Annotated in this window: 25 protein-coding genes; 15 read left to right on the top strand and 10 right to left on the bottom strand. The window is 57.1% G+C overall.

All coding sequences use genetic code 11. The features are described from left to right. Nucleotides 1-53: 53 nt before the first annotated feature. Nucleotides 54-1,256 carry a serine hydrolase gene (locus S7A_RS12920; RefSeq protein ID WP_009091194.1) on the top strand — a complete coding sequence of 401 codons (1,203 nt, stop codon included), beginning with the start codon at nucleotides 54-56 and terminating at the stop codon, nucleotides 1,254-1,256. A 239-nt stretch (nucleotides 1,257-1,495) separates the two neighbouring features. Here the strand turns inward: S7A_RS12920 and ybjG are convergent, their stop codons facing one another. Next, the gene (gene ybjG, locus S7A_RS12915) at nucleotides 1,496-2,101 is read right to left on the bottom strand and encodes an undecaprenyl-diphosphate phosphatase (protein ID WP_009091193.1); all 606 of its coding nucleotides are present in this window, start codon (nucleotides 2,099-2,101) and stop codon (nucleotides 1,496-1,498) included. Between the two features lie 231 nt (nucleotides 2,102-2,332). Here ybjG and S7A_RS21420 point away from each other — a divergent pair, with 231 nt between their 5' ends. Next, nucleotides 2,333-2,506: a hypothetical protein gene (locus S7A_RS21420; protein ID WP_158000255.1), complete on the top strand. Its 174-nt coding sequence runs from the start codon at nucleotides 2,333-2,335 to the stop codon at nucleotides 2,504-2,506. Here S7A_RS21420 and S7A_RS12910 read toward each other — a convergent pair. Continuing rightward, entirely contained in the window at nucleotides 2,501-4,189 is a 1,689-nt protein-coding gene (locus S7A_RS12910; RefSeq protein ID WP_009091191.1) for an aspartate:alanine antiporter, read from the bottom strand. The two genes, S7A_RS21420 and S7A_RS12910, sit on opposite strands and share 6 nt — an antisense overlap. A 258-nt stretch (nucleotides 4,190-4,447) precedes the next feature. On the opposite strand from S7A_RS12910, the gene ybjM reads away from it, so the two are divergent. Continuing rightward, on the top strand, nucleotides 4,448-4,813 hold the full coding sequence (gene ybjM / locus S7A_RS12905; RefSeq protein ID WP_009091189.1) for an inner membrane protein YbjM: 366 nt from the start codon (nucleotides 4,448-4,450) through the stop codon (nucleotides 4,811-4,813). Between the two features lie 78 nt (nucleotides 4,814-4,891). Here the strand turns inward: ybjM and S7A_RS12900 are convergent, their stop codons facing one another. Next, on the bottom strand, nucleotides 4,892-5,155 hold the full coding sequence (locus S7A_RS12900) for a GrxA family glutaredoxin (RefSeq protein ID WP_009091188.1): 264 nt from the start codon (nucleotides 5,153-5,155) through the stop codon (nucleotides 4,892-4,894). A gap of 253 nt (nucleotides 5,156-5,408) precedes the next feature. Here S7A_RS12900 and S7A_RS12895 point away from each other — a divergent pair, with 253 nt between their 5' ends. From S7A_RS12895 to rlmC, 10 genes are all read left to right on the top strand, one after another. Next, nucleotides 5,409-5,660: a DUF1418 family protein gene (locus tag S7A_RS12895; RefSeq protein WP_009091185.1), complete on the top strand. Its 252-nt coding sequence runs from the start codon at nucleotides 5,409-5,411 to the stop codon at nucleotides 5,658-5,660. Nucleotides 5,661-5,676: 16 nt separating this feature from the next. Continuing rightward, nucleotides 5,677-6,399, top strand: a complete 723-nt coding sequence (gene nfsA, locus S7A_RS12890; protein WP_009091183.1) for an oxygen-insensitive NADPH nitroreductase — start codon at nucleotides 5,677-5,679, stop codon at nucleotides 6,397-6,399. A 20-nt stretch (nucleotides 6,400-6,419) separates the two neighbouring features. Beyond that, nucleotides 6,420-7,322, top strand: coding sequence for a 30S ribosomal protein S6--L-glutamate ligase (gene rimK, locus S7A_RS12885; protein WP_009091181.1), 903 nt, complete (start codon nucleotides 6,420-6,422; stop codon nucleotides 7,320-7,322). An 87-nt stretch (nucleotides 7,323-7,409) separates the two neighbouring features. After that, nucleotides 7,410-7,889 (top strand): YbjN domain-containing protein, encoded by a 480-nt coding sequence (locus S7A_RS12880; RefSeq protein ID WP_009091179.1) that lies wholly within the window; start codon nucleotides 7,410-7,412, stop codon nucleotides 7,887-7,889. A 380-nt stretch (nucleotides 7,890-8,269) separates the two neighbouring features. Beyond that, on the top strand, nucleotides 8,270-9,379 hold the full coding sequence (potF, locus tag S7A_RS12875) for a spermidine/putrescine ABC transporter substrate-binding protein PotF (RefSeq protein WP_009091178.1): 1,110 nt from the start codon (nucleotides 8,270-8,272) through the stop codon (nucleotides 9,377-9,379). A gap of 122 nt (nucleotides 9,380-9,501) precedes the next feature. Then, a complete protein-coding gene (gene potG, locus S7A_RS12870) occupies nucleotides 9,502-10,635 on the top strand; it encodes a putrescine ABC transporter ATP-binding subunit PotG (protein WP_009091176.1) in 1,134 nt (377 codons plus the stop codon). A 9-nt stretch (nucleotides 10,636-10,644) separates the two neighbouring features. Further along, nucleotides 10,645-11,607 carry a putrescine ABC transporter permease PotH gene (gene potH, locus S7A_RS12865; protein ID WP_009091174.1) on the top strand — a complete coding sequence of 321 codons (963 nt, stop codon included), beginning with the start codon at nucleotides 10,645-10,647 and terminating at the stop codon, nucleotides 11,605-11,607. Beyond that, nucleotides 11,604-12,449, top strand: a complete 846-nt coding sequence (gene potI / locus S7A_RS12860; RefSeq protein WP_009091172.1) for a putrescine ABC transporter permease PotI — start codon at nucleotides 11,604-11,606, stop codon at nucleotides 12,447-12,449. The genes potH and potI overlap by 4 nt, the downstream gene beginning before the upstream one ends. Before the next feature lie 75 nt (nucleotides 12,450-12,524). Beyond that, nucleotides 12,525-12,992: a YbjO family protein gene (locus S7A_RS12855; protein ID WP_009091170.1), complete on the top strand. Its 468-nt coding sequence runs from the start codon at nucleotides 12,525-12,527 to the stop codon at nucleotides 12,990-12,992. Between the two features lie 41 nt (nucleotides 12,993-13,033). Then, the gene (rlmC, locus tag S7A_RS12850; protein ID WP_009091168.1) at nucleotides 13,034-14,167 is read left to right on the top strand and encodes a 23S rRNA (uracil(747)-C(5))-methyltransferase RlmC; all 1,134 of its coding nucleotides are present in this window, start codon (nucleotides 13,034-13,036) and stop codon (nucleotides 14,165-14,167) included. Between the two features lie 31 nt (nucleotides 14,168-14,198). On the opposite strand, the gene S7A_RS12845 is transcribed toward rlmC, so the two are convergent. The 6 genes from S7A_RS12845 to S7A_RS12820 all read right to left on the bottom strand — a co-directional run bounded on the left by S7A_RS12845 (nucleotide 14,199) and on the right by S7A_RS12820 (nucleotide 18,658). Continuing rightward, nucleotides 14,199-14,930, bottom strand: a complete 732-nt coding sequence (locus S7A_RS12845; RefSeq protein WP_009091166.1) for an arginine ABC transporter substrate-binding protein — start codon at nucleotides 14,928-14,930, stop codon at nucleotides 14,199-14,201. Between the two features lie 115 nt (nucleotides 14,931-15,045). Beyond that, nucleotides 15,046-15,714 carry an arginine ABC transporter permease ArtM gene (gene artM / locus S7A_RS12840; RefSeq protein WP_009091164.1) on the bottom strand — a complete coding sequence of 223 codons (669 nt, stop codon included), beginning with the start codon at nucleotides 15,712-15,714 and terminating at the stop codon, nucleotides 15,046-15,048. Then, nucleotides 15,714-16,430, bottom strand: coding sequence for an arginine ABC transporter permease ArtQ (gene artQ / locus S7A_RS12835; protein ID WP_009091162.1), 717 nt, complete (start codon nucleotides 16,428-16,430; stop codon nucleotides 15,714-15,716). Before artQ ends, artM begins: the two co-directional genes overlap by 1 nt. Before the next feature lie 6 nt (nucleotides 16,431-16,436). Then, complete coding sequence (gene artJ / locus S7A_RS12830) at nucleotides 16,437-17,168, bottom strand: arginine ABC transporter substrate-binding protein (protein WP_009091160.1); 732 nt, start codon at nucleotides 17,166-17,168, stop codon at nucleotides 16,437-16,439. A gap of 15 nt (nucleotides 17,169-17,183) precedes the next feature. Next, entirely contained in the window at nucleotides 17,184-17,912 is a 729-nt protein-coding gene (artP, locus tag S7A_RS12825; RefSeq protein ID WP_009091158.1) for an arginine ABC transporter ATP-binding protein ArtP, read from the bottom strand. A 206-nt stretch (nucleotides 17,913-18,118) separates the two neighbouring features. Then, entirely contained in the window at nucleotides 18,119-18,658 is a 540-nt protein-coding gene (locus S7A_RS12820; RefSeq protein WP_009091156.1) for a lipoprotein, read from the bottom strand. A gap of 106 nt (nucleotides 18,659-18,764) precedes the next feature. Here S7A_RS12820 and S7A_RS12815 point away from each other — a divergent pair, with 106 nt between their 5' ends. Both S7A_RS12815 and S7A_RS12810 read left to right on the top strand, forming a co-directional pair. Further along, entirely contained in the window at nucleotides 18,765-19,085 is a 321-nt protein-coding gene (locus S7A_RS12815) for a heavy metal-binding domain-containing protein (RefSeq protein ID WP_009091154.1), read from the top strand. Continuing rightward, the gene (locus S7A_RS12810; RefSeq protein ID WP_033736360.1) at nucleotides 19,082-19,906 is read left to right on the top strand and encodes an N-acetylmuramoyl-L-alanine amidase; all 825 of its coding nucleotides are present in this window, start codon (nucleotides 19,082-19,084) and stop codon (nucleotides 19,904-19,906) included. Before S7A_RS12815 ends, S7A_RS12810 begins: the two co-directional genes overlap by 4 nt. A gap of 3 nt (nucleotides 19,907-19,909) precedes the next feature. Here S7A_RS12810 and ltaE read toward each other — a convergent pair whose 3' ends face one another. Continuing rightward, nucleotides 19,910-20,911 carry a low-specificity L-threonine aldolase gene (gene ltaE, locus S7A_RS12805; protein ID WP_009091151.1) on the bottom strand — a complete coding sequence of 334 codons (1,002 nt, stop codon included), beginning with the start codon at nucleotides 20,909-20,911 and terminating at the stop codon, nucleotides 19,910-19,912. Between the last annotated feature and the right edge of the window lie 56 nt (nucleotides 20,912-20,967).

The raw sequence follows: 20,967 nt of genomic DNA, 5'->3' as shown, positions 1-20,967 counted from the left end.
AGAATTTTCTGCCCCTGGAATTTCGCGTTAACAAGGACAATCCGGCCACGCCCATGACAAACACTCGCTTCCCATCACGCCTGCGGCTTTTCGCTGCCACCTCATTACTGATTATCGCCCCGATCAGCGCCTATGCTGAACAGGCTCCCGCCGCGCCAGGCATTGACGCAAAAGCGTGGATCCTGATGGATTACGCCAGCGGTAAAGTCTTAACTGAATCCAGCGCCGATCAGCGTCTCGATCCCGCCAGTCTGACCAAAATGATGACCAGCTACGTGGTGGGTCAGGCGATTAAAGCGGGCAAAATTAAACCGGATGATATGGTTACCGTAGGACAGGATGCCTGGGCGACCGGCAATCCTAAGCTGCGCGGTTCATCCCTGATGTTTCTCAAGCCGGGTGACCGCATCCCGGTGCATGAGCTGAATAAAGGCATCGTGATCCAGTCCGGCAACGATGCCTGTATTGCGCTGGCGGATTACGTGGCGGGCAGTCAGGATTCGTTTATCGGCCTGATGAATAACTACGTGAAGGCGCTGGGCCTGCAGAACACCCACTTTATGACGGTTCACGGTCTGGATGCAGAAGGGCAGTACAGTACCGCACGGGATATGGCCCTGATTGCGCAGGCGCTGATCCGTGATGTCCCCGATGAGTATGCGCTGAACAAAGAGAAAGAGTTCACCTTCAATAATATCCGCCAGATCAACCGTAACCGTCTGTTGTGGAGCACCAATCTCAAGGTCGATGGCGTTAAAACCGGCCACACCTCCGGGGCGGGCAACAATCTGGTTGCCTCTGCGACCGAAGGTGACATGCGCCTGATCTCCGTGGTGCTGGGCACCACCAGCGATGCGATCCGCTTCCGCGAAAGTGAAAAGCTGCTGACGTGGGGCTTCCGCTTCTTTGAAACGGTAACACCCATTAAAGCCGATGCACCTTTTGCTCAGCAGCGGGTCTGGTTCGGCGATCGCAGCCAGGTCAATCTTGGCGTCGCAAAAGATGCGGCGCTGACCATCCCTAAAGGGCAGATGAAGAACCTGAAGGCGAGTTTTAAACTGACCACACCTCAGCTGGAAGCACCGCTGAAGAAGAATCAGGTGGTGGGCACGATCGATTTTCAGCTGGACGGCAAAACCATTGAACAGCGCCCGCTGGTGGTGATGCAGGATGTGCAGGAAGGCGGATTCTTCAGCCGGATGATTGACTTCGTGATGATGAAATTTAACGGCTGGTTTGGAAAATGGTTTTCATAAGTTATCCGGGACGCTGACGCGTCCCTGAAAACAGAAATTCCTCTGGCGGTAAGATCGTGCCTGCACAGGAAGCAGGGTCAGATCGGAAAGACGCAAAACCGTCATCCCTGACTGCCCGGCCCGCGCCATCCCTGGCGCGGGACGCTTTCCTCTTCTGACCCTGCTCCCTGTGCCTCAGGTTTATTTATCGCTGCAAAAATTACGCTGTCTGACGTTTCTGAGCTCAAAAAACAGGGAGCTTAGTCCTGCGTCCAGCCTTTGCGAATCGGCACCGCAAACAGCGCCCGATAGAGGGGATGGATAACAGCCAGCATCCGCTCGCCATAGAACTGCCATGCCAGATGCGAAGCCAGACAGCTCAGCAGCCCGACAAGGAATCCACCCAGCATATCCAGCGGCCAGTGAACGCCAAGATAGACCCGTGACCAGGCGATAGCGCAACCCACACCCATCAGAACCATCCCCGACCAGAGGCGATGCCAGAAAATAAAGGCCAGAGCAAAAGTGAAAATCGTGGTGCCGTGATCGCTGGGGTAGGAGTCATCCGCCGCATGATGCAGGAACTGATAACCGAAACCAATGGCGAACGGACGCGGATGGGGCAGCAGCTGGCCCACACACCAGGAGATCGTCAGCGCATAGATCAGCGCCATGCCGGTTTTCAGCACCAGTGCACGCTGCGAAGAGAGCTGATCGCGTGGCCCCCACAGCCACATCACCACGATGAGCAGCGGCACGATGGCAATCAGATCTTTGGCAATAAAGGTCGCCAGTTGCAGTAACCAGGCAGGTGACGCTGGTGTGGCATTAATGGCAGTAAACAGTGAGTGGTTCAGTTCTTCCATTCCGGGATAGATTCCTCAGCAGACAGCCCGGCTAACAGTGGCTGACGCTACCCGGTCAGCCTTCTGATAACAGCGGCAATAAAAACAGTCAGCACCAGCGCGCTCGCCCAGTTAATCAGCACAAAAAGCTAATTTCACAGCACTCTATCCTGCTGATTGCGATGCGTTTCGTCCATCATCGCGCTCTTAATCTGTTACTGAGTTGTGCAACGGTTTAAGTTCGGCAGGGGAATGGCGGGATTCGGACGCGGCAGCGCGGCGCGCAAGAAAAAAGGGCATAAAAAAACCCGCCAGGAAAAAGACCAGCGGGCTCCACAATCTGGGGATTTCAAAGAAAAGCAGTGGCACTTATTAGGACTGCCCGCTGACAAAAAAGTTCTGGACGTAGCCAAAAAATTTTTATAGGGGCAATATCGGCCAGACAATCACAATCAGCGTTCCCGCCAGCGTCAGTAACACGTTGGCGATGGCATAGGTCCCGGCATAGCCCAGCGCCGGAATATTACTGCGAGCCGTATCGCTGATAATCTCCATAGCAGGAGCACAGGTGCGTGCGCCCATGATGGCACCAAACAGCAGGGCGCGGTTCATCCGCAGCACATAGGCACCAAACAGAAAGCAGATGATGACCGGAAGCAGGCTGACCAGCAGGCCGCACAGCAGCATCAGCGCACCATCGCTGCTCAGGCTGTGATTAATGCCGCTGCCGGCACTCAACCCCACTCCCGCCATAAACACCATCAGACCGAACTCTTTCACCATTGTCAGCGCGCCCTGCGGAATATAACCAAAGGTCGGGTGGTTGGCGCGCAGGAATCCCAGCATGATCCCGGCGAACAGCAGGCCGGCGGCGTTACCGATACCGAAACTGAAATTGCTGAACTGGAAGGTAATCAGACCAATCATCAGCCCCACGATAAAGAAGGCACAGAACGCCAGCAGATCGGTCATCTGACTGTGAATGGCGATAAAGCCAATGCGGTCCGCGACGCTTTTCACCCGGCGTGCCTCGCCGCTGACCTGCAGCACATCGCCTTTGTTCAGCATAATGCTGTCGTCGATCGGCATCTCAATCTGGCTGCGGATGACCCGGTTCAGGAAGCAGCCGTGATCGGTCAGGTTGAGCTTACTGAGGCGTTTGTTCACCGCGTTGTGGTTTTTCACCACGATCTCTTCGGTGACAATGCGCATATCCAGCAGGTCGCGGTCAAACACCTCTTTGCCGTTACGGAAGCTGGGATCGAGCCGGGCGTGCGCGTCGGGATAGCCGACCAGCGAGATATCATCACCCAGTTGTAACACCGCATCGCCATCGGGACTGGCGAGAATACCGTTGCGGCGGATGCGCTCGATGTAGCAGCCGGTCTGACGATAGATGCCGAGCTCACGCAGATTTTTGCCGCCGCTCCACGCCACCAGCTCCGGGCCAACGCGATAGGCGCGGATTACCGGCAGGAAAACTTTGCGCTGACTGTCTGCATCCAGACCGCGCTCGCGGGCGATCTGCTGGGCGCAGGTGGGCAGATCCTGATGTTGCAGGCGGGGCAGGTAACGGGCACCAAAAATCAGGCTGACCAGGCCAATCAGATAGGTTACGGCATAGCCCAGGCTCAGCTGATCCTGCATCAGTCCAAGCTGTTTAGGATCGCTGATGCTCTGCCGCAGCGTATCGCCTGCGCCCACCAGCACCGGCGTTGAGGTCATGGAACCGGCCAGCATCCCGGCGGTGAGGCCAATATCCCAGCCGAAGAGCTTGCCGAGTCCCAGTGCCAGCAGCAGCGCGCTGACCACCATAACGATGGCGAGCATGAAATAGTTTTTGCCGTCGCGAAAGAAAATAGAGAAGAAGTTAGGGCCGGCTTCGACGCCGACACAAAAAATAAACAGCATAAAGCCCAGGCTTAATGCATCGGTATTGATGGTGAAATGCTGCTGCCCTAATAAGAGCGAAACCACTAATACGCCAATCGAATTTCCCAGCTGAACTGAGCCAAGACGCAACTTACCCAGACAGAGGCCGAGCGCTAAAACGACAAATAATAACAAAATGTCATTTCCGCTTAACAATCCTGCGACGTTAATATTCACTGTTTAACTTCTTGTTTACTTGTAACCTGTTGAAGAGAGGCCTGTTTTTCGCTATCTTGAGCAGGCCGTTGAGGTGCTGTTGTATCAGTACTGCAAATGGAACCTTTTCCGCGGCGCTATTCTAATCACAAATATCTTCTACAGCCATTGGCTGTTTTCATTCGTTGTCACAACGAACTGTTTCTTTTTATTTCCATCTGAACGCAGCAGGGTTATCAGCAGGTTATTGTCGGGATTACTTTTAATCAGTGGGGTGGTATGCCGCAGCGCTCTTATCTCTGGACGACCCGCCTGTGCGGCGTGGTGTTGTACAGTCTGGTGTTTGTTTTTACCTGTCACACCTGGCAGGTGGGACCCGGCCCGCTTCGCGGTCAGCCTGAATTACTGCTCTTTATGCTTCCCGGCATTCTGATGGCGCTGCTGCAGGTGGAGAGCCCGTTGAAAAGCACGCTGCTGATGGGGCTGTGGGGGACGTTACTGGCCGCGCTGCTGCTGAACAGCAGCCTCTTTATCCACGGCAACGGATTTTTTGTGCTCGCCTGGAGCCTTAGCGCCCTGTTCTGGGCAGGCTGCGGCGCCTTGCTGGTGCGGCTGATGCAGATCGTGATGGCGTCACTTAACTAACTCAGCCGTGCTGCTGGCATTCGAAAATAAAAAGGCGAGACATTAGTGTCTCGCCTTTTTTATCGAGGCTTTCAGCCTTTATGCGGCAAATCCCAGATTCTCTTTGGTCCAGACCGCAAACTCGGTGTAACCACCGATATGTTTTTCATCCACAAAGATCTGCGGCACGGTAGAAACCGGTTTGCCCGCACTCGCTTCCAGATCGGCTTTGGTGATGCCTTCCGCCTGAATATCGACATACTGATAGCTAAAATCATCCCGCTCGGCAGTCAGCTTATCAGCCAGTTCATGAGCACGAACACAGTAGGGACAGCCTGGACGACCAAAAATAACAGCAATCATAGAAAACTCCTTGCAGCGACTGTTGTGTGATGTACGTCACACAACTAAACAGAGAATGGCAACCATGATGCCCGCTCATATCGCTTAAAGAAAGCAGGATTTGCCTGTTAGTCTGATGCCCGCACGCTATGTTAAGCGTCAGGAAGCGTCTGAAACAGAGGCTTTTTTGCCCGTGCGGCGGCCACAGCCCGCGCAAATTTTGGGTTGTTGACCATAATTGACCCTCAGTAGCCCGTGAAGGCAGGAGAGTGTGATGCAGAGTGTAGCCAGATTACCGCGGTTTGTGGTGGTGATGGAGGCGGCTGGCGGCCTGTTAATTCTGGGAGCGCTGCTGCTGATAAACCACTGGCTGCCTGTGCCAGGTCTGGCTGAGCCAAAAACGCTGGCCACGCTGCTATTTATCGCCGGGATCGTGCTGATGCTGCCCGCCGCCTGGCTGTTGATGTGGCGCACCGCAAAAGCGATAGCCCCACAGCTGTTTAACCAAACCGATAAAAGAAAATAATGTTGCTGGAGACTTTATGACACCGACCATTGATTTACTGTGCAGCCACCGTTCAATCCGCGCCTTTACCGACCAGCCGGTCAGTGAAGCGCAGCGCGAAGCGATTATTACTGCGGCGCAATCGGCGTCCACATCCAGTTTTCTGCAATGCTCCTCCATTGTCCGCATCACCGACAAAGCGCTGCGCGACAAGCTGGTCACGCTGACGGGCGGACAAACCTGGGTCGGAGAGGCTGCCGAATTCTGGGTCTTCTGTGCTGACTTCAATCGTCATCTGCAGATTTGCCCGGATGCCCAGCTGGGTCGTGCCGAGCAGCTGCTGCTGGGCTGCGTCGACACCGCGCTGATGGCGCAGAATGCAATGGTGGCCGCAGAGTCGCTGGAGCTGGGCGGCGTCTTTATCGGCGGGATCCGTAACAACATCGCAGAAGTGACCGAACTGCTGGGCCTGCCGAAATTTGTGCTGCCACTCTTTGGTTTCTGCCTGGGTCATCCGGAGTCAAAACCGGACGTGAAACCGCGCATGCCACACGCCATGCTGGTGCATGAAAACCGCTATCAGCCACTGGATAAAAACGTGCTGGCCGAATACGATAGCCGCACTGAACTCTATTATCAGCAGCGAGACAGCAACCAGCGTAGCGAAACCTGGAGTGAGCTGATTCAGCGTCTGATCATCAAAGAGACACGCCCGTTTATGCTGGATTATCTGCATCAGCAGGGCTGGGCAACACGCTAAGCCAGGAGCGGAGAGCAGAGATGAAAATCGCCATTTTGTCCCGTGATGCCACGCTTTACTCCAGTCGCCGGCTGCAGGATGAAGCGGTAGCTCGCGGTCATGAGGTGCAAATCATCGATCCGCTCTCCTGCTATATGAACATCAATCCGGCCTCTCCGGCGGTTCACTATTGCGGTGAACCGCTGGGCCATTTTGATGCGGTGATCCCGCGCATCGGCAACGCCATCACCTTTTACGGAACGGCGGTGCTGCGACAGTTTGAGATGTGCGGCAGTTACACGCTGAATGCCTCCGCCGCGATTACCCGCACCCGCGACAAATTACGCTCGCTGCAGCTGCTGGCGCAGGAGGGCATCGACATGCCGGTTACCGGCTTTGCCTCCTCACCCGATGACACCGACGATCTGATCGCCATGGTGGGCGGCGCGCCGCTGGTGGTGAAGCTGGTGGAGGGCACGCAGGGTATCGGCGTGGTGCTGGCGGAAACGCGGCAGGCGGCAGAAAGCGTTATCGATGCCTTTCGCGGCCTCAACGCCCATATCCTGGTGCAGGAGTTTATCAAAGAGGCCCGGGGGCGCGATGTGCGCTGTCTGGTCATCGGTAATCAGGTGGTGGCGGCGATTGAGCGGGTGGCGAAAGAGGGCGATTTTCGCTCCAATCTGCATCGCGGCGGCAAAGCCTGTCCGGTGGAGATTACCCCTCAGGAGCGGGAAATTGCGGTGAAAGCCGCCGCTACGCTTGGGCTGGAGGTTGCGGGTGTCGATATTCTGCGCGCGCATCGCGGTCCGCTGGTGATGGAGGTTAACGCTTCCCCCGGTCTGGAAGGCATTGAAACCTGCAGTGAACTGAACCTCGCCGCGCTGATGATCGCGCGGATTGAACAGCAAACCATCCCCGGGCTCCGTCCTAAAACCGCAGGCTGAAACGCGCTTTTCAGCAGTTTTCGTGGCATCGTCGCCCGTTTTTCCGTAAGCTAAGTCGCCTGTTTATCACCCCACTGGGATTTTAAGATGGATTCTCTTGTCGTTCCGGATATCGACCTGTTGCGTCGCTGGCTGGATCAGCAAAATATCACCTGGTTCGAATGCGATGCCTGTCAGGCACTTCATCTGCCGCACATGCAAAACTTTGATGGGGTGTTTGACGCCAAAATCGATCTGGTCGACAACGTCATCCTGTTCTCGGCGCTGGCTGAAGTAAAGCCCACGGCGCTGATTCCGCTGGTCGGCGATCTGTCGCAGATCAACGCCAGCTCGCTGACGGTAAAAGCGTTTATCGACATTCAGGATGACAATCTGCCGAAGCTGATTGTCTGCCAGTCAATGACGACCACCGCCGGATTAACCTTTGGTCAGTTCTCGCACTTTATGAAACAGAGCGAAGAGCAGATCTCGATGGTGATCCTTGAAGCCTTTGCCAACAATCTGCTGATTGTCGGCGAGGAAGAAGAGCACGTTGCGGTCTCCAGCGTGCATTCGGTGCTGCACTAGCCCGACCCCTCCAGACTAAGCCGTCCCTGAGACGGCTTTTTTATACCCGCCGCCTGCCGCCACCTTTTTTTATTCTGCATTTTGCCCTTTAATGCCAGATATCTGTCGTCGTTTATGCCATCAAAGCCGAACCTCATAGCTCAAACATGCATAAAATATCGGTTTCAGGCGTTTTTTACGCTGGGGTCTGGTGCAGCATGAGCAGGGGGGCTATGCTTGCGGGGCTGTAACAGGCGCGTAACTGCGCTTCAGATATAGGATTTTGCTATTAAACTCCCGCTGAATAATGATTCATTGTGTCACTGACGTCCTGTACAGAACGCAATGCAGGGATCTCAGGTTTGCAGCGTTGTTATGACCCGCTCAGGAGGATGGAAAACATGTTCAACTCACGTCAGAAATGGCTGTCAGCTGTGGTAGCGGCTTCGCTGATGGTCGCGTCGGCCAGCAGCATGGCGGAAGATAAAACGCTGCACGTCTACAACTGGTCCGATTATATTTCGCCAGATACCGTGCCGAACTTTGAAAAGCAGTCCGGCATCAAGGTTGTCTACGATGTCTTTGACTCCAACGAAGTGCTGGAAGGCAAACTGATGGCGGGCAGTACCGGCTACGATGTCGTGGTGCCATCCTCCAGCTTCCTGGCGCGTCAGCTTCAGTCCGGGGTATTCCAGCCGCTGGATAAGAGCAAACTGCCGAACTACAAAAACCTCGATCCGGCGCTGATGGAAAAAGTGGCGCAGCACGATCCGGGTAACAAATATGCGATTCCTTACCTGTGGGGCACCACCGGCATCGGCTATAACGTCGACAAGGTGAAGGCCGCGCTGGGAACCGATGCGCCGCTCAACAGCTGGGACCTGGTGATGAAGCCGGAAAACCTTGAGAAGCTGAAAAGCTGTGGTGTCTCATTCCTGGATGCGCCGGAAGAGATTTTCGCTACCGTGCTGAACTATCTGGGCAAGGATCCTAACTCTTCGGATGCCAAAGATTATTCCGGTGCGGCGACAGACCTGCTGCTGAAGCTGCGTCCGAATATCCGCTATTTCCACTCGTCTCAGTACATCAACGATCTGGCCAACGGCAATATCTGCGTGGCGATCGGCTGGTCAGGTGATATCCTGCAGGCGAAAAACCGTGCGGATGCGGCGAAAAATGGTGTGCACCTGGGCTACAGCGTGCCGAAAGAGGGGGCACTGGCCTTCTTCGACATGATGGCGATTCCGAAAGATGCGAAAAACATTGACGGCGCCTATGCCTGGCTGAACTACATCATGGATCCGAAAGTGATCGCTGATGTCTCCAATAAAATGAACTATGCCAACGGCAACAAAGCGTCACTGCCGCTGATCAATGCCGACATCCGTAACAACCCGGGAATCTTCCCGACGCCGGAAGCGATGTCGAAATTGTTTGTGCTGAAAGTCCAGGATCCGAAACTGGATCGTGTGCGTACGCGTGCATGGACTAAAGTAAAAAGTGGTAAGTAGTTCGTCCCAAACGGATTGACCTGTCACGTAACAGCAACAGAGGCGCAGTGTCGGCCTCTGTTGTGCCATTTTAGCGGCGGATTTTGCCGCGATGTTCCGCCTGGCTCCGGAGAGAGATAGTAGTGAACGATGCCATTCCCCGTCCTCAAAATAAAACCGCAAAGGCGTTAACGCCGCTGCTGGAGATTCGCAATCTGACCAAATCCTTTGACGGCCAGCACGCCGTGGATGATGTCAGTCTGACCATTTACAAAGGTGAAATTTTCGCGCTGCTGGGCGCGTCAGGCTGCGGCAAATCAACGCTGCTGCGGATGCTGGCCGGATTTGAGCCACCGACCAGCGGCCAGATTGTGCTGGATGGTCAGGATCTGTCGCACGTGGCCCCCTATCAGCGTCCGATCAATATGATGTTCCAGTCCTATGCGCTGTTCCCGCACATGACGGTGGAGCAGAACATCGCCTTTGGCCTGAAGCAGGATCGCCTGCCGAAAGGGGAGATCGCCAGCCGGGTCGCCGAGATGCTGTCGCTGGTGCACATGCAGGAGTTTGCCAGACGCAAACCGCACCAGCTCTCCGGCGGGCAGCGTCAGCGTGTTGCGCTGGCACGCAGCCTGGCGAAGCGGCCTAAACTGCTGCTGCTGGATGAGCCGATGGGCGCGCTGGATAAGAAGCTGCGTGACAGGATGCAGCTGGAGGTGGTCGATATTCTGGAGCGGGTTGGTGCGACCTGCGTGATGGTGACGCACGACCAGGAAGAGGCGATGACCATGGCCGGCCGTATCGCGATCATGAATCGCGGCAAGTTCGTGCAGATCGGTGAGCCGGAAGAGATCTATGAGCATCCAACCAGCCGCTACAGCGCCGAGTTTATCGGTTCGGTTAACGTCTTCGAAGGCTTGCTGCGTGAACGTCAGGCGGACGGCCTGGTGATCGACAGCCCCGGCCTGATGCATCCGTTAAAAGTCGACTCCGATGTCTCGGTGGTGGATAACGTCCCGGTTCATGTCGCGCTGCGTCCGGAAAAAGTGATGCTGTGCGATGAGGTGCCTGCCGATGGCTGCAACTTTGCGGTGGGTGAGGTGGTTCACATCGCCTATCTTGGCGACCTCTCTATCTTCCACGTCCGTCTGCATAGCGGACAGATGATCAGTGCACAGTTGCAGAACGCGCATCGCTACCGCAAAGGGCTGCCCACCTGGGGTGACGAAGTCCGCCTCTGCTGGGAAAGCGACAGCTGCGTGGTGTTGACGGTTTAAGGAGCGGCTATGAGCCAGATTTTCCAACGCGCCAAAGCGCCCGCCCGGCTGGTCGGCACGCCACTGCAACGCTGGGCCACCCGGGTCAAAATGCAGCATGGCCGCAAGCTGGTCATTGCGCTGCCTTACCTGTGGCTGGTGCTGCTGTTTCTGCTGCCCTTTCTGACGGTGCTGAAGATCAGCTTCGCGGACATCGCGCGGGCGATCCCCCCTTACACCGAGCTGGTGAGCTGGGCGGACGATCAGTTCAGCATTGTACTCAACTTTGGCAACTACCTGACGCTGACCGACGACCCGCTCTACATCGACGCCTATCTGCAATCCCTGAAGGTAGCGGCGATTTCGACGGTCATCTGTCTGCTGATTGGTTATCCGCTCGCCTGGGCTGTTGCACACAGCAAGCCGTCGATGCGCACGATTCTGCTGTTACTGGTGATCCTGCCGTCGTGGACCTCCTTTCTGGTGCGCGTTTACGCCTGGATGGGGCTGCTGAACAATAACGGGATTCTCAACCGTTTTCTGATGTGGCTCGGCGTGATCGATCATCCGCTGGTGATCCTTTATACCAACACCGCCGTCTATATCGGTATCGTCTACTGCTATCTGCCGTTTATGGTGCTGCCGATCTACACCGCGCTGACCCGTATCGACTACTCGCTGGTGGAAGCGTCACTGGATCTGGGGGCGCGTCCGCTCAAAACCTTTTTCAGCGTCATCGTGCCGCTGACTAAAGGCGGCATTATCGCCGGATCGATGCTGGTCTTTATCCCGGCGGTCGGGGAGTATGTGATTCCTGAACTGCTGGGCGGGCCGGACAGCATCATGATTGGCCGTATTCTGTGGCAGGAGTTCTTCAATAACCGTGACTGGCCGGTGGCCTCTGCGCTGGCGGTGATTATCCTGCTGATCCTGATTCTGCCGATCATCTGGTTCCATAAGCATCAAAACCGTGAAATGGGAGAGAAGGCATGAATAATCTGCCCACCATTCGCTCACCCTGGCGAACCGGTATTCTGGTCTGCTGTTTCCTGTTCCTCTATGCGCCGATGCTGCTGCTGGTGGTTTACTCCTTTAACAGCTCACCGCTGGTGACGGTGTGGGAGAGTTTCTCTTTCCACTGGTACAGGGTGCTCTTCCAGGACAGCGCGATGATTGATGCGGTGCTGCTGAGTCTGAGCATTGCCGGGCTTTCCGCCACCATGGCTGTGGTGCTGGGCACGCTGGCGGCGGTCATCATCGTGCGCTTCGGGCGGTTCCGCGGGCATAACGGGTTTGCCTTTATGCTCACCGCGCCGCTGGTAATGCCCGACGTGATCACCGGACTGTCGCTGCTGCTGCTGTTTGTGGCGATGGGCAACGCCTTTGGCTGGCCCAGCGAACGCGGCATGCTCACCATCTGGCTGGCACACGTGACCTTCTGTACCGCCTATGTGGCGGTGGTGATCAACTCGCGTCTGCGTGAACTGGACCGCTCGATTGAAGAGGCGGCGATGGACTTGGGCGCCACGCCGCTGAAGGTCTTCTTCGTGATTACCGTGCCGATGATTGCGCCGGCTATCGTGACCGGCTGGCTGCTGGCGTTTACCCTGTCACTCGACGATCTGGTGATCGCCAGCTTTGTCACCGGGCCCGGTGCCACCACGCTGCCCATGGCGATCTTTGCCACCGTGCGGCGCGGCGTGAATCCGGAAATCAACGCGCTGGCGTCGCTGATTCTGTTTGTGGTCGGTTTAGTGGGTTTTATCGCCTGGCGGGTAATGGCGAACGAAGAAAAACAGCGTTTAAGCGATATTCAGAAAGCTAAACGTGGCTGAAATCGTTAACCTTTGCCACTATATGAACGGGCCGGTTTAACCGGCCCGTTTTTCGATCGGGTGGAGCCACGGACTATGTCAGAAATCTTTAAAAGCAGTGCCACGCTTTCCGATGCGCCAGTGCCGGTCAGTGTGGCGGGCATTGCCATCATCGCTACCCGCTGCCTGAGCGTCCTGATGCTGGCCAATGAGCTGGGCTACAGCGAAATCGCCAACTTTGTTCACCGCAGCGCCCAGTCCTGGGACTCTACGCTTATCTTTATCGCCAGCCAGCTGATCTTTCTGTTTGAGCTGCGCTGCGCCTTTACCCTGATGCGCGGCAGTAATGCCGGACGCTGGGGCTATGTGGCGACCCAGGTGCTCGTGCTGGGCTACATGCTGGTGGCCTCGCTGGGCTGGATCTACCCTGAGATTTTCAGTATCGACGGCGACAACAACGTCCAGATTATTCACCACACCCTGACGCAGAAAATCCCCGATCTGCTGGTGCTGATGCTGCTGTTTCTGCCTGCCAGCAGCCGCGCTTTTTTCAGAAAGCGGTGATACAATCGCGCTCCGCCCGACCCGATCGTTAAGGCTTTACCATGCACTGCGCGCTTTATGACGCCAACCGTTGCCGCTCCTGTCAGTGGCTCGACAAACCCTATTCCACTCAGCTCAGCGACAAACAGTCACTGCTGGAACAGCTGCTGGCTGAACAGCCGGTCGCGGCCTGGTTGCCGCCGGTGGTATCACCGCAGCAGGCGTTCCGTAATAAAGCGAAAATGGTCGTCAGCGGCAGCGTTGAGCGTCCGGTGCTGGGCCTGCTGTCCCGGGAGGGGGAGGCGGTCGATCTGTGTGCGTGCCCGCTCTATCCGGACAGTTTTCAGCCCGTCTTCGCCGCACTAAAACCTTTTATCGCGCGTGCCGGGCTGACGCCCTATAACGTGGCGCGCAAGCGTGGAGAACTGAAGTTTCTGCTGATTACCGAAAGTCAGCAGGGCGGTATGATGCTGCGCTTTGTCCTGCGATCGACGACGAAGCTGGAACAGCTGCGCGCGGCGCTGCCGTGGCTGCAACAGCAGCTGCCACAGTTGACGGTCATCTCTGCCAACATTCAGCCGGTACATATGGCGATTCTGGAGGGCGATGAGGAGATAGCGCTGACGCCGGATCAGTCGCTGGCGGAGAACTTCAATGGCGTGCCGCTCTGGATCCGTCCGCAGAGTTTCTTTCAGACCAACCCGCAGGTTGCCAGCACGCTTTATGCCACTGCCCGCGACTGGGTCCGCGCACTGCCGGTCAACAGCATGTGGGATCTCTTCTGCGGCGTGGGCGGTTTCGGTCTGCACTGTGCGACACCTGCGATGCAGCTGACCGGGATTGAGATCAGCGCCGAGGCGATTGCCTGCGCTCAGCGCTCCGCCGCGATGCTGGGGCTGGAGAAGGTGCAGTTTTCGGCGCTGGATTCGACGGCGTTTGCCACCGGTCGGGACGCGGTGCCGCAGCTGGTGCTGGTCAATCCGCCCCGTCGCGGGATTGGCGAGGCGCTGTGTGACTATCTGAGCCAGATGGCACCCGATTATCTGCTCTACTCAAGCTGTAATCCGCAGACCATGGCGCAGGATATCGCCCGACTGAGCGCGTATGAGATCACGAAGGTGCAGCTCTTCGATATGTTTCCTCATACCGCCCATTTTGAGGTGCTGACGCTGTTAACCCGCCGCCAGCAGCCGTAGATCGCGGAGGCGGGCGCTGCGATCGGGAGGCTTACTCCGGGAACCACTTCTGATTGAGCTGCTGCCAGCTGCCGTTGGCTTTCAGCGCGGCGAGCGCCTGGTTAAACTCATCGCGCAGCGCCGTATTGCCCTTACGTACGGCAATGCCAAGGCCGGTGCCAAAGTAGTCCGTGTCGGTCACATGCTCACCGACCGTAGCCAGCTCCGGATTGCTCTTCAGCCACTGATTCACCACCGCGCTGTCGCCAAATACCCCATCCAGCCGGCCACTCTTCATGTCGAGAATCGCATTCTGGTAGCTGTCATAGGCCACCACTTTCACTTCCGGATGTTTTTCCTGCAGGTACTTCTGGTGCGTGGTGCCGTTTTCCACGCCGATGCGCTTGCCTTTCAGGTCGCTGAAGTGACTGAACTGGCCTTTACGGGCGATCACGATAGCGGAGTTCGCATAGTAAGGCTGGGTAAAATCGACCTGTTTGCTGCGCTCTGCGGTGATATCCATGCCGGAGATGACCGCGTCATAGCGGCGGAACTTCAGGGAAGGGATCAGGCTGTCGAAGGCGTTATTGGTAAACGTACACTCCGCTTTCATCTCCTGACAGAGCGCTTTAGCCAGATCGATATCAAAACCCACCAGGTTATTTTCCCCGTCGAGAGATTCAAACGGCGGATAGGTGGCGGAAGCGGCGAAGCGAATTTTTTCCGCTGCCTGAGCGGTAATCGCCAGTGACGCCAGCGCCGCGGCAATAATCCATTTTTTCATTGTAAAAATCCTGTGTTGTGGTCAGCCAGAGAAGGCGATACCCTGCCACAGATTGAATGATTATGCAATTATTGTGATTTTCCAGGCGGGAAGGGCGAGCGAGCTCGCCCGGGGATCAGTTGCGCCTTTCAAAGGCCAGCGCACGCCTTTCGATCAGTCGCATCATCAGCGTCAGCAGACCGTTCACGCAGAGATAAATTAGGCCGGCTGCGGCATAGACGGTGACGTCATAGGTCCGGCCATAGAGCAGCTGACCGTGGCCCATCACTTCCATCAGGGTGATGGTGTAGGCCAGTGAGGTGCCCTTGAAGACCAGCACCACCTCATTGGAGTAGGAGGAGAGGGCGCGTTTAAATGCATAAGGCAGAAGAATACGCAGGGTATCTTTTCGGCGCATGCCGAGCGCCGCACACGACTGCCACTGCCCGGCAGGGATCGCTCGCACGGCACCGTAGAAGAGCTGGGTGGTATAGGCTGCGCTGTTCAGCGACAGGGCCAGCATCGCGCAGAGCCAGGGCTGTGAGAGTAAATGCCACAGCCAGGGGATCTGCTGAAGCGAGGGAAACTGTCCCGGTCCGTAGTAGATCAGGAAGATCTGCACCAGCAGCGGGGTGCCGGTAAACAGCGTAATAAATCCTTTTACCAGCGGCGAAAACAGCGGGGTTTTCAGTGACAGCACCACGGTGAAGAGCAGCGCAAGCAGCAGGGCCAGGATCAGCGAGGCCGCGGTGAGCGTCAGACTGGTGTGCAGCCCTTTCAGGAGTTCAGGCAGGTAGGCCAGCATTAGCTGTTCCCCCGTTCAAAGCGGGTAGTGCGCAGTTCGATGCGGCGCAGTACCGCCTGGCTGAACAGCGTAATCACTAAATAGATTGCCGCCGCCACAAGGAACCAGGTAAAGGGCTCCTGGGTGCGGGTAGCGATACTTTTGGTCTGCAGCATCAGATCGTTAACGCTGATCAGCGAAACCAGGGCGGTATCTTTCAGCAGAACCAGCCACTGATTGCCCAGACCGGGCAGGGCGTGACGCCACATCTGCGGCATAATCAGCCGCAAAAAAATGGCCGATTTTTTCATGCCCAGCGCCTGGCCCGACTCCCACTGGCCGACCGGAACCGCTTTCAGCGCGCCGCGCAGCGTTTGTGAGGCGTAGGCGGCATAGAGCATCGCCAGCGCAATCACGCCACACAGGAACGGACTGACATCGAAGTTCTCAATCTGCATCTGCACCGGCAGCTGAAACAGGCCGAAGTTAAGCGTGAAGCCGTCGGACAGGGTCAGGAGCAGCTGAGAGGCACCGAAATAGATAAACAGCACCACCAGAATTTCCGGCAGGCCGCGAATCAGGGTCACCAGGCCGGTGCCGATCCACGCCAGCGGTCTCAGGCGCAGTGACTCCCAGCCAGCAAACAACATCGCCAGCACGAGGCCAGCGATGAGAGCACAAACGGCAAGGCCGACGGTCATACCGGCGGCGCTTGCAAGGGTCATCATTTCATTCATCAGAGATTACTGCTGGAACCATTTGCTGTAGATGGTTTTGTACGTCCCGTCAGCTTTGATCTTATCCAGTGCGCCGTTGAATTTGCTCTGCAGCTCGGTGTTACCGGTGCGCACCGCGATGCCCAGGCCGGTACCAAAGTAGGCTTTGTCCGTTACTTTGTCACCGACAGCCGCCAGCGCAGGGTTCTGCTTCAGCCATTCGTTGACCACGGCGGTATCACCGAACACGGCATCAATACGGCCATTTTTCAGATCCAGAACGGCATTCTGATAGCTGTCGTAAGGCACAGTGGTAATTTCGCTGTGTTTTTCCGTCAGGTACTTCTGATGGGTGGTGCCGTTCTGAACGCCTACACGCTTGCCTTTCAGCGCCTCAACGCTGGCCACTTTGCCTTTCTGGGCAACAAACAGCGCTGAGTTGTCATAGTAAGGCTTGGTGAACAGGACCTGCTTTTCACGCTCCGGAGTAATATCCATGCCGGCCATCACCGCATCAAAGCGGCGGAACTTCAGGCTTGGGATCAGGCTGTCGAACGCCTGATTGGTAAAGGTGCAGGTTGCGTCGATCTCTTTACAGAGCGCATTGGCCAGATCGACATCAAAGCCCTGAATCTTATTGTCCGCATCCACAAACTCAAACGGAGGATAGGAGGCTTCGGTAGCAAAACGAATCGTCTGCGCCGCCGTAGCGGTCAGGCTAAAACCAGCGAGCAGTGCAGCAAGTACCATTTTTTTCATTTTTAGCATCCTGACTTAGTGCGAAAGATAGTGAGCAAACGCCTCGGTTTGCGGCTGTGTAAAGCGGCTGGCATCGCCCTGTTCCACAATATGACCGTTCTCCATGTAAACCACGCGGCTGGCGGTTTTACGTGCCACTTCCACTTCATGGGTCACGATCACCTGTGTGATACGGGTCTGCGCCAGTTCGCGAATAATTGAGACAATCTGTGCGGTAATTTCGGGATCCAGCGCGGCGGTTGGCTCATCAAACAGCAGTACCTGCGGCTCCATCATCAGCGCACGGGCAATCGCCACGCGCTGCTGCTGACCTCCTGAGAGGTGGAGCGGAAAGCGGTCGCTGTAAGGGGTCAGACGTAGCCGGTCAAGCAGCCGGTCGGCGCGGGCGCGGGCATCGCTCTTGCTGAGCCCCAGCACCCGGCAGGGCGCTTCCATCAGATTCTGCAGCACGGTGAGATGCGGCCAGAGATTATATTGCTGAAAGACCATACCCACGTTCTGACGCAGCTCCCGAATCGCGGCATCGGAAGGCTTCTGACTGAAGTCGAACTGATTACCGGCAATCTGCAACTGACCTGAACGCGGCTGCTCCAGCAGGTTGAGGACCCGCAGCAGGGAACTTTTACCCGCGCCGCTGGGGCCCAGCAGCACCAGGGTCTCGCCCTGAGGGCACTCAAGGTTGATGTCGAACAGCGCCTGATGAGCACCGTAGAAGCAGTTTATTGCGTTTAGTTGAATACTCATGCGCCAGATTTGAATAGCTATTAGTGCCGCGGATTTTAACGTCACCAGAATAGTTATGCAATTCAGGCGGGTTAAAATTTGTAAAACAGGGGGTAAACAGCAAAAGCTTAGCAGAAAATCATGCCCTCTCCGGGGGGGCTGGCCAGGATGCAGAGATAAAAAAAGCGCGGCAGTGAGGCTGGCCGCGCTTCTTATGACTGTCTGATCTATTTTCGCGTTTTTTCCAGCATCTGGCTCAGGCTGCCACCGTCGGCATGCGCAGGATTTCCCATGTAGCGCACGTCATCCACCACCCAGCAGCTGCCCTGATGGATCATCAGCACTTCATCCTGCCACTGACGGTTGTCACGGCTTAGGTCAACCCGCAACGGAATGTTGCGCGCATCGCGGTTCGGAATCGTTGAGGCATCGGCCACGCTGGCGGCTGTCGGACCCTGCGAGAGGCTGGAGAAGATATCGCCATTGCGCCACTGCGCACCGGCGTTGCTGCCGCTGGCCGCCTGTAACGCGCGATAAAGCGCGTCGCTCAGGTAGGGACGGTATTTCGCCAGCGTGTTGCTGTCGGGCAGTCCCGGCACCGGCTGTTCGATCCGCAGGTCATAAAACTGCTGAGCGACCTGGTCAGGACCGCCCTCAATGCAGGGCGCGGTTCGCGGCCCATTATCCTTAATCACGGGCTCCACGGTGGTACAGGCGCTGAGCAACAGGGCAGCCGGGATCATCAGCGCAAACGCATTGTTTCTCATCTCGATTTCCTTATGGTTCTCTGGCAAGGTGCCTTTTTTAGCATAGAGTATAGCCATGCTTTTTAGTCGATAGAGCCTTAGTCCGGTTTTCAACAAGGAGAATGCGATGAAATTTTCAACCACCCCAACCCTGGAAGGTCACAGCATCAGCGACTATTGCGGCGTAGTCACCGGTGAAGCGATTCTGGGTGCCAACATCTTCCGTGATTTTTTTGCCGGAATCCGCGACGTGGTCGGTGGCCGTTCCGGTGCTTATGAGAAAGAGCTGCGCAAGGCGCGCGAGATCGCTTTTGACGAGCTGGAAGCGCAGGCGAAAGCGCTGGGCGCCAACGCTGTGGTCGGCATCGACATTGATTACGAAACGGTGGGCAAAGAGAGCAGCATGCTGATGGTCAGCGTCACCGGCACGGCGGTGATCCTGCGTTGAGACGCCTGCTGTTGCTGCTGACGGCGCTGCTGCTGGCCGGCTGCCAGACCGGCATAGAATCCCGCGACGGCTACTGGGCCGACCTGCGGCATCCGGCACAGGGTGCGCGACCACGGGTGAAGGTGATCGTGATCCACTACACGGCCGAAGACTTTTCGTCGTCGCTGGCAACGCTGACGGATCGGGAGGTCAGCGCGCACTATCTGATCCCCCGTCAGCCGCCACAGCGCGCCGGGAAAGGGATTATCTGGCAGCTGGTGCCGGAGCAGCAGCTGGCCTGGCACGCCGGACCCAGCTTCTGGCGCGGGGCCACCCATATCAATGACACCTCGATTGGGATTGAACTGGTGAACCGGGGCTATCGCCGCACGCCGACCGGTCTCGAATGGCAGCCCTTTACGGTTGCACAGATGACGGCGCTGGAGGCGCTGCTGCGGGATATTGCCCGGCGTTACGCGATCCCACCGGAAAATATCGTCGGCCACAGTGATATCGCGCCGCAGCGCAAGCAGGATCCGGGGCCGTGCTTTCCCTGGCAACAGCTGGCGCAGCGCGGACTCGGTGCCTGGCCGGATAGCCGTCGGGTGCAGTTCTGGCTGGCTGGCAAGGCGCCGCACGCGGCGGTGCCCGCGGAGCAGGTTCTGACCCTGTTAAGCCGCTACGGCTATCCGGTGAGTGACGGGATGAGCGCGCGTGAGCAGCAGAAGGTGATTGCCGCCTTCCAGATGCATTTCCGGCCCGCGGATTATCGTGGGCTGCCCGATGCTGAGACGGCTGCGATAGCCGCCGCGCTGCTGGAACGCTATGGCGCGGCGCCGTAGCCGTTACTGCTGCAGAAACGCCTTCCAGTGTGCGACCACCTGTTCCAGCGCGGCACGATCCGTATCCAGATGGGTGACCAGACGGGTGCGGGTGCCCGCGCTGATTAATACCCCACGCGCTTTCATCCACTCGCCCAGCGGCCTGACCTGCGCCTCCGGCACGGCAACAAACAGCATGTTCGTCTGCTGCTCAATGACGTTGACACCCAGCTCATGCAACTGCTCACCCAGCCAGGCCGCATTGTCATGATCCTCCTGGAGCCGCGCCACGTTGTGTTCTAACGCGTAAAGGCCGGCTGCCGCCAGAATGCCCGCCTGACGCATGCCGCCGCCGGTCATTTTCCGCCAGCGACGCGCACGCTCAATCAGCGCCGTGTCGCCGCACAGCAGGGAACCCACCGGTGTCCCCAGACCTTTTGAGAGACAGATAGTGAGACTATCGCAGTAGCGGGCAATCGCCGCCAGCGTGGTCTTCTGCGCCACCACCGCATTAAAGATCCGTGCGCCATCAATGTGCAGCGCCAGCTGATGCGCGCGGGTAAAGGTCCAGGCCTGTTCCAGATAAGCCAGCGGCAGCACTTTACCGTGATGGGTGTTCTCCAGACTCAGCAGACGGGTGCGGGCAAAGTGAATATCATCCGGCTTGATAGCGGCTGCCACCACATCGAGCGGCAGAGTACCGTCCTCGCTGGCCAGCACCGGCTGGGGCTGAATACTGCCCAGCACCGCCGCGCCACCCGCCTCATATTTGTAGTTGTGCGCCTGCTGACCCACGATATATTCATCGCCGCGTTCACAGTGGCTCAGCAGCGCCACCAGGTTTGCCTGGGTACCGGTCGGAAAAAAGAGCGCGGCGGCTTTGCCGCTGAGTTGTGCCGCCTCCGCCTCCAGCGCATTCACGGTCGGATCGTCACGGTAGACATCATCACCGGTTTCGGCAGACATCATCGCGTTCAGCATGGCGGCGCTGGGCCGGGTCACGGTATCACTGCGTAAATCGATCACCTTATGCTCCTGAACGTAGCGGAAGACAAAAAAAAAGGCGGGCATCGCGCCCGCCT

This window comes from Pantoea sp. Sc1, assembly GCF_000255315.1.
Taxonomy (GTDB): domain Bacteria; phylum Pseudomonadota; class Gammaproteobacteria; order Enterobacterales; family Enterobacteriaceae; genus Pantoea; species Pantoea anthophila.
Note: the sequence above shows the minus strand (reverse complement) of the source record. Positions and strands in the feature narration are given on the sequence as shown.

Coding starts and splice junctions, on each gene's coding strand:
- potH (WP_009091174.1), top strand. CDS start 10,645: ATGAGCCAGATTTTCCAACGCGCCAAAGCGCCCGCCCGGCTGGTCGGC.
- S7A_RS12880 (WP_009091179.1), top strand. CDS start 7,410: ATGGATTCTCTTGTCGTTCCGGATATCGACCTGTTGCGTCGCTGGCTG.
- ybjM (WP_009091189.1), top strand. CDS start 4,448: ATGCCGCAGCGCTCTTATCTCTGGACGACCCGCCTGTGCGGCGTGGTG.
- artP (WP_009091158.1), bottom strand. CDS start 17,912: ATGAGTATTCAACTAAACGCAATAAACTGCTTCTACGGTGCTCATCAG.
- artJ (WP_009091160.1), bottom strand. CDS start 17,168: ATGAAAAAAATGGTACTTGCTGCACTGCTCGCTGGTTTTAGCCTGACC.
- S7A_RS21420 (WP_158000255.1), top strand. CDS start 2,333: ATGGCGGGATTCGGACGCGGCAGCGCGGCGCGCAAGAAAAAAGGGCAT.
- potF (WP_009091178.1), top strand. CDS start 8,270: ATGTTCAACTCACGTCAGAAATGGCTGTCAGCTGTGGTAGCGGCTTCG.
- S7A_RS12855 (WP_009091170.1), top strand. CDS start 12,525: ATGTCAGAAATCTTTAAAAGCAGTGCCACGCTTTCCGATGCGCCAGTG.
- S7A_RS12920 (WP_009091194.1), top strand. CDS start 54: ATGACAAACACTCGCTTCCCATCACGCCTGCGGCTTTTCGCTGCCACC.
- ybjG (WP_009091193.1), bottom strand. CDS start 2,101: ATGGAAGAACTGAACCACTCACTGTTTACTGCCATTAATGCCACACCA.
- S7A_RS12845 (WP_009091166.1), bottom strand. CDS start 14,930: ATGAAAAAATGGATTATTGCCGCGGCGCTGGCGTCACTGGCGATTACC.
- artQ (WP_009091162.1), bottom strand. CDS start 16,430: ATGAATGAAATGATGACCCTTGCAAGCGCCGCCGGTATGACCGTCGGC.
- rlmC (WP_009091168.1), top strand. CDS start 13,034: ATGCACTGCGCGCTTTATGACGCCAACCGTTGCCGCTCCTGTCAGTGG.
- nfsA (WP_009091183.1), top strand. CDS start 5,677: ATGACACCGACCATTGATTTACTGTGCAGCCACCGTTCAATCCGCGCC.
- rimK (WP_009091181.1), top strand. CDS start 6,420: ATGAAAATCGCCATTTTGTCCCGTGATGCCACGCTTTACTCCAGTCGC.
- artM (WP_009091164.1), bottom strand. CDS start 15,714: ATGCTGGCCTACCTGCCTGAACTCCTGAAAGGGCTGCACACCAGTCTG.
- S7A_RS12820 (WP_009091156.1), bottom strand. CDS start 18,658: ATGAGAAACAATGCGTTTGCGCTGATGATCCCGGCTGCCCTGTTGCTC.
- S7A_RS12900 (WP_009091188.1), bottom strand. CDS start 5,155: ATGATTGCTGTTATTTTTGGTCGTCCAGGCTGTCCCTACTGTGTTCGT.
- S7A_RS12895 (WP_009091185.1), top strand. CDS start 5,409: ATGCAGAGTGTAGCCAGATTACCGCGGTTTGTGGTGGTGATGGAGGCG.
- S7A_RS12815 (WP_009091154.1), top strand. CDS start 18,765: ATGAAATTTTCAACCACCCCAACCCTGGAAGGTCACAGCATCAGCGAC.
- potI (WP_009091172.1), top strand. CDS start 11,604: ATGAATAATCTGCCCACCATTCGCTCACCCTGGCGAACCGGTATTCTG.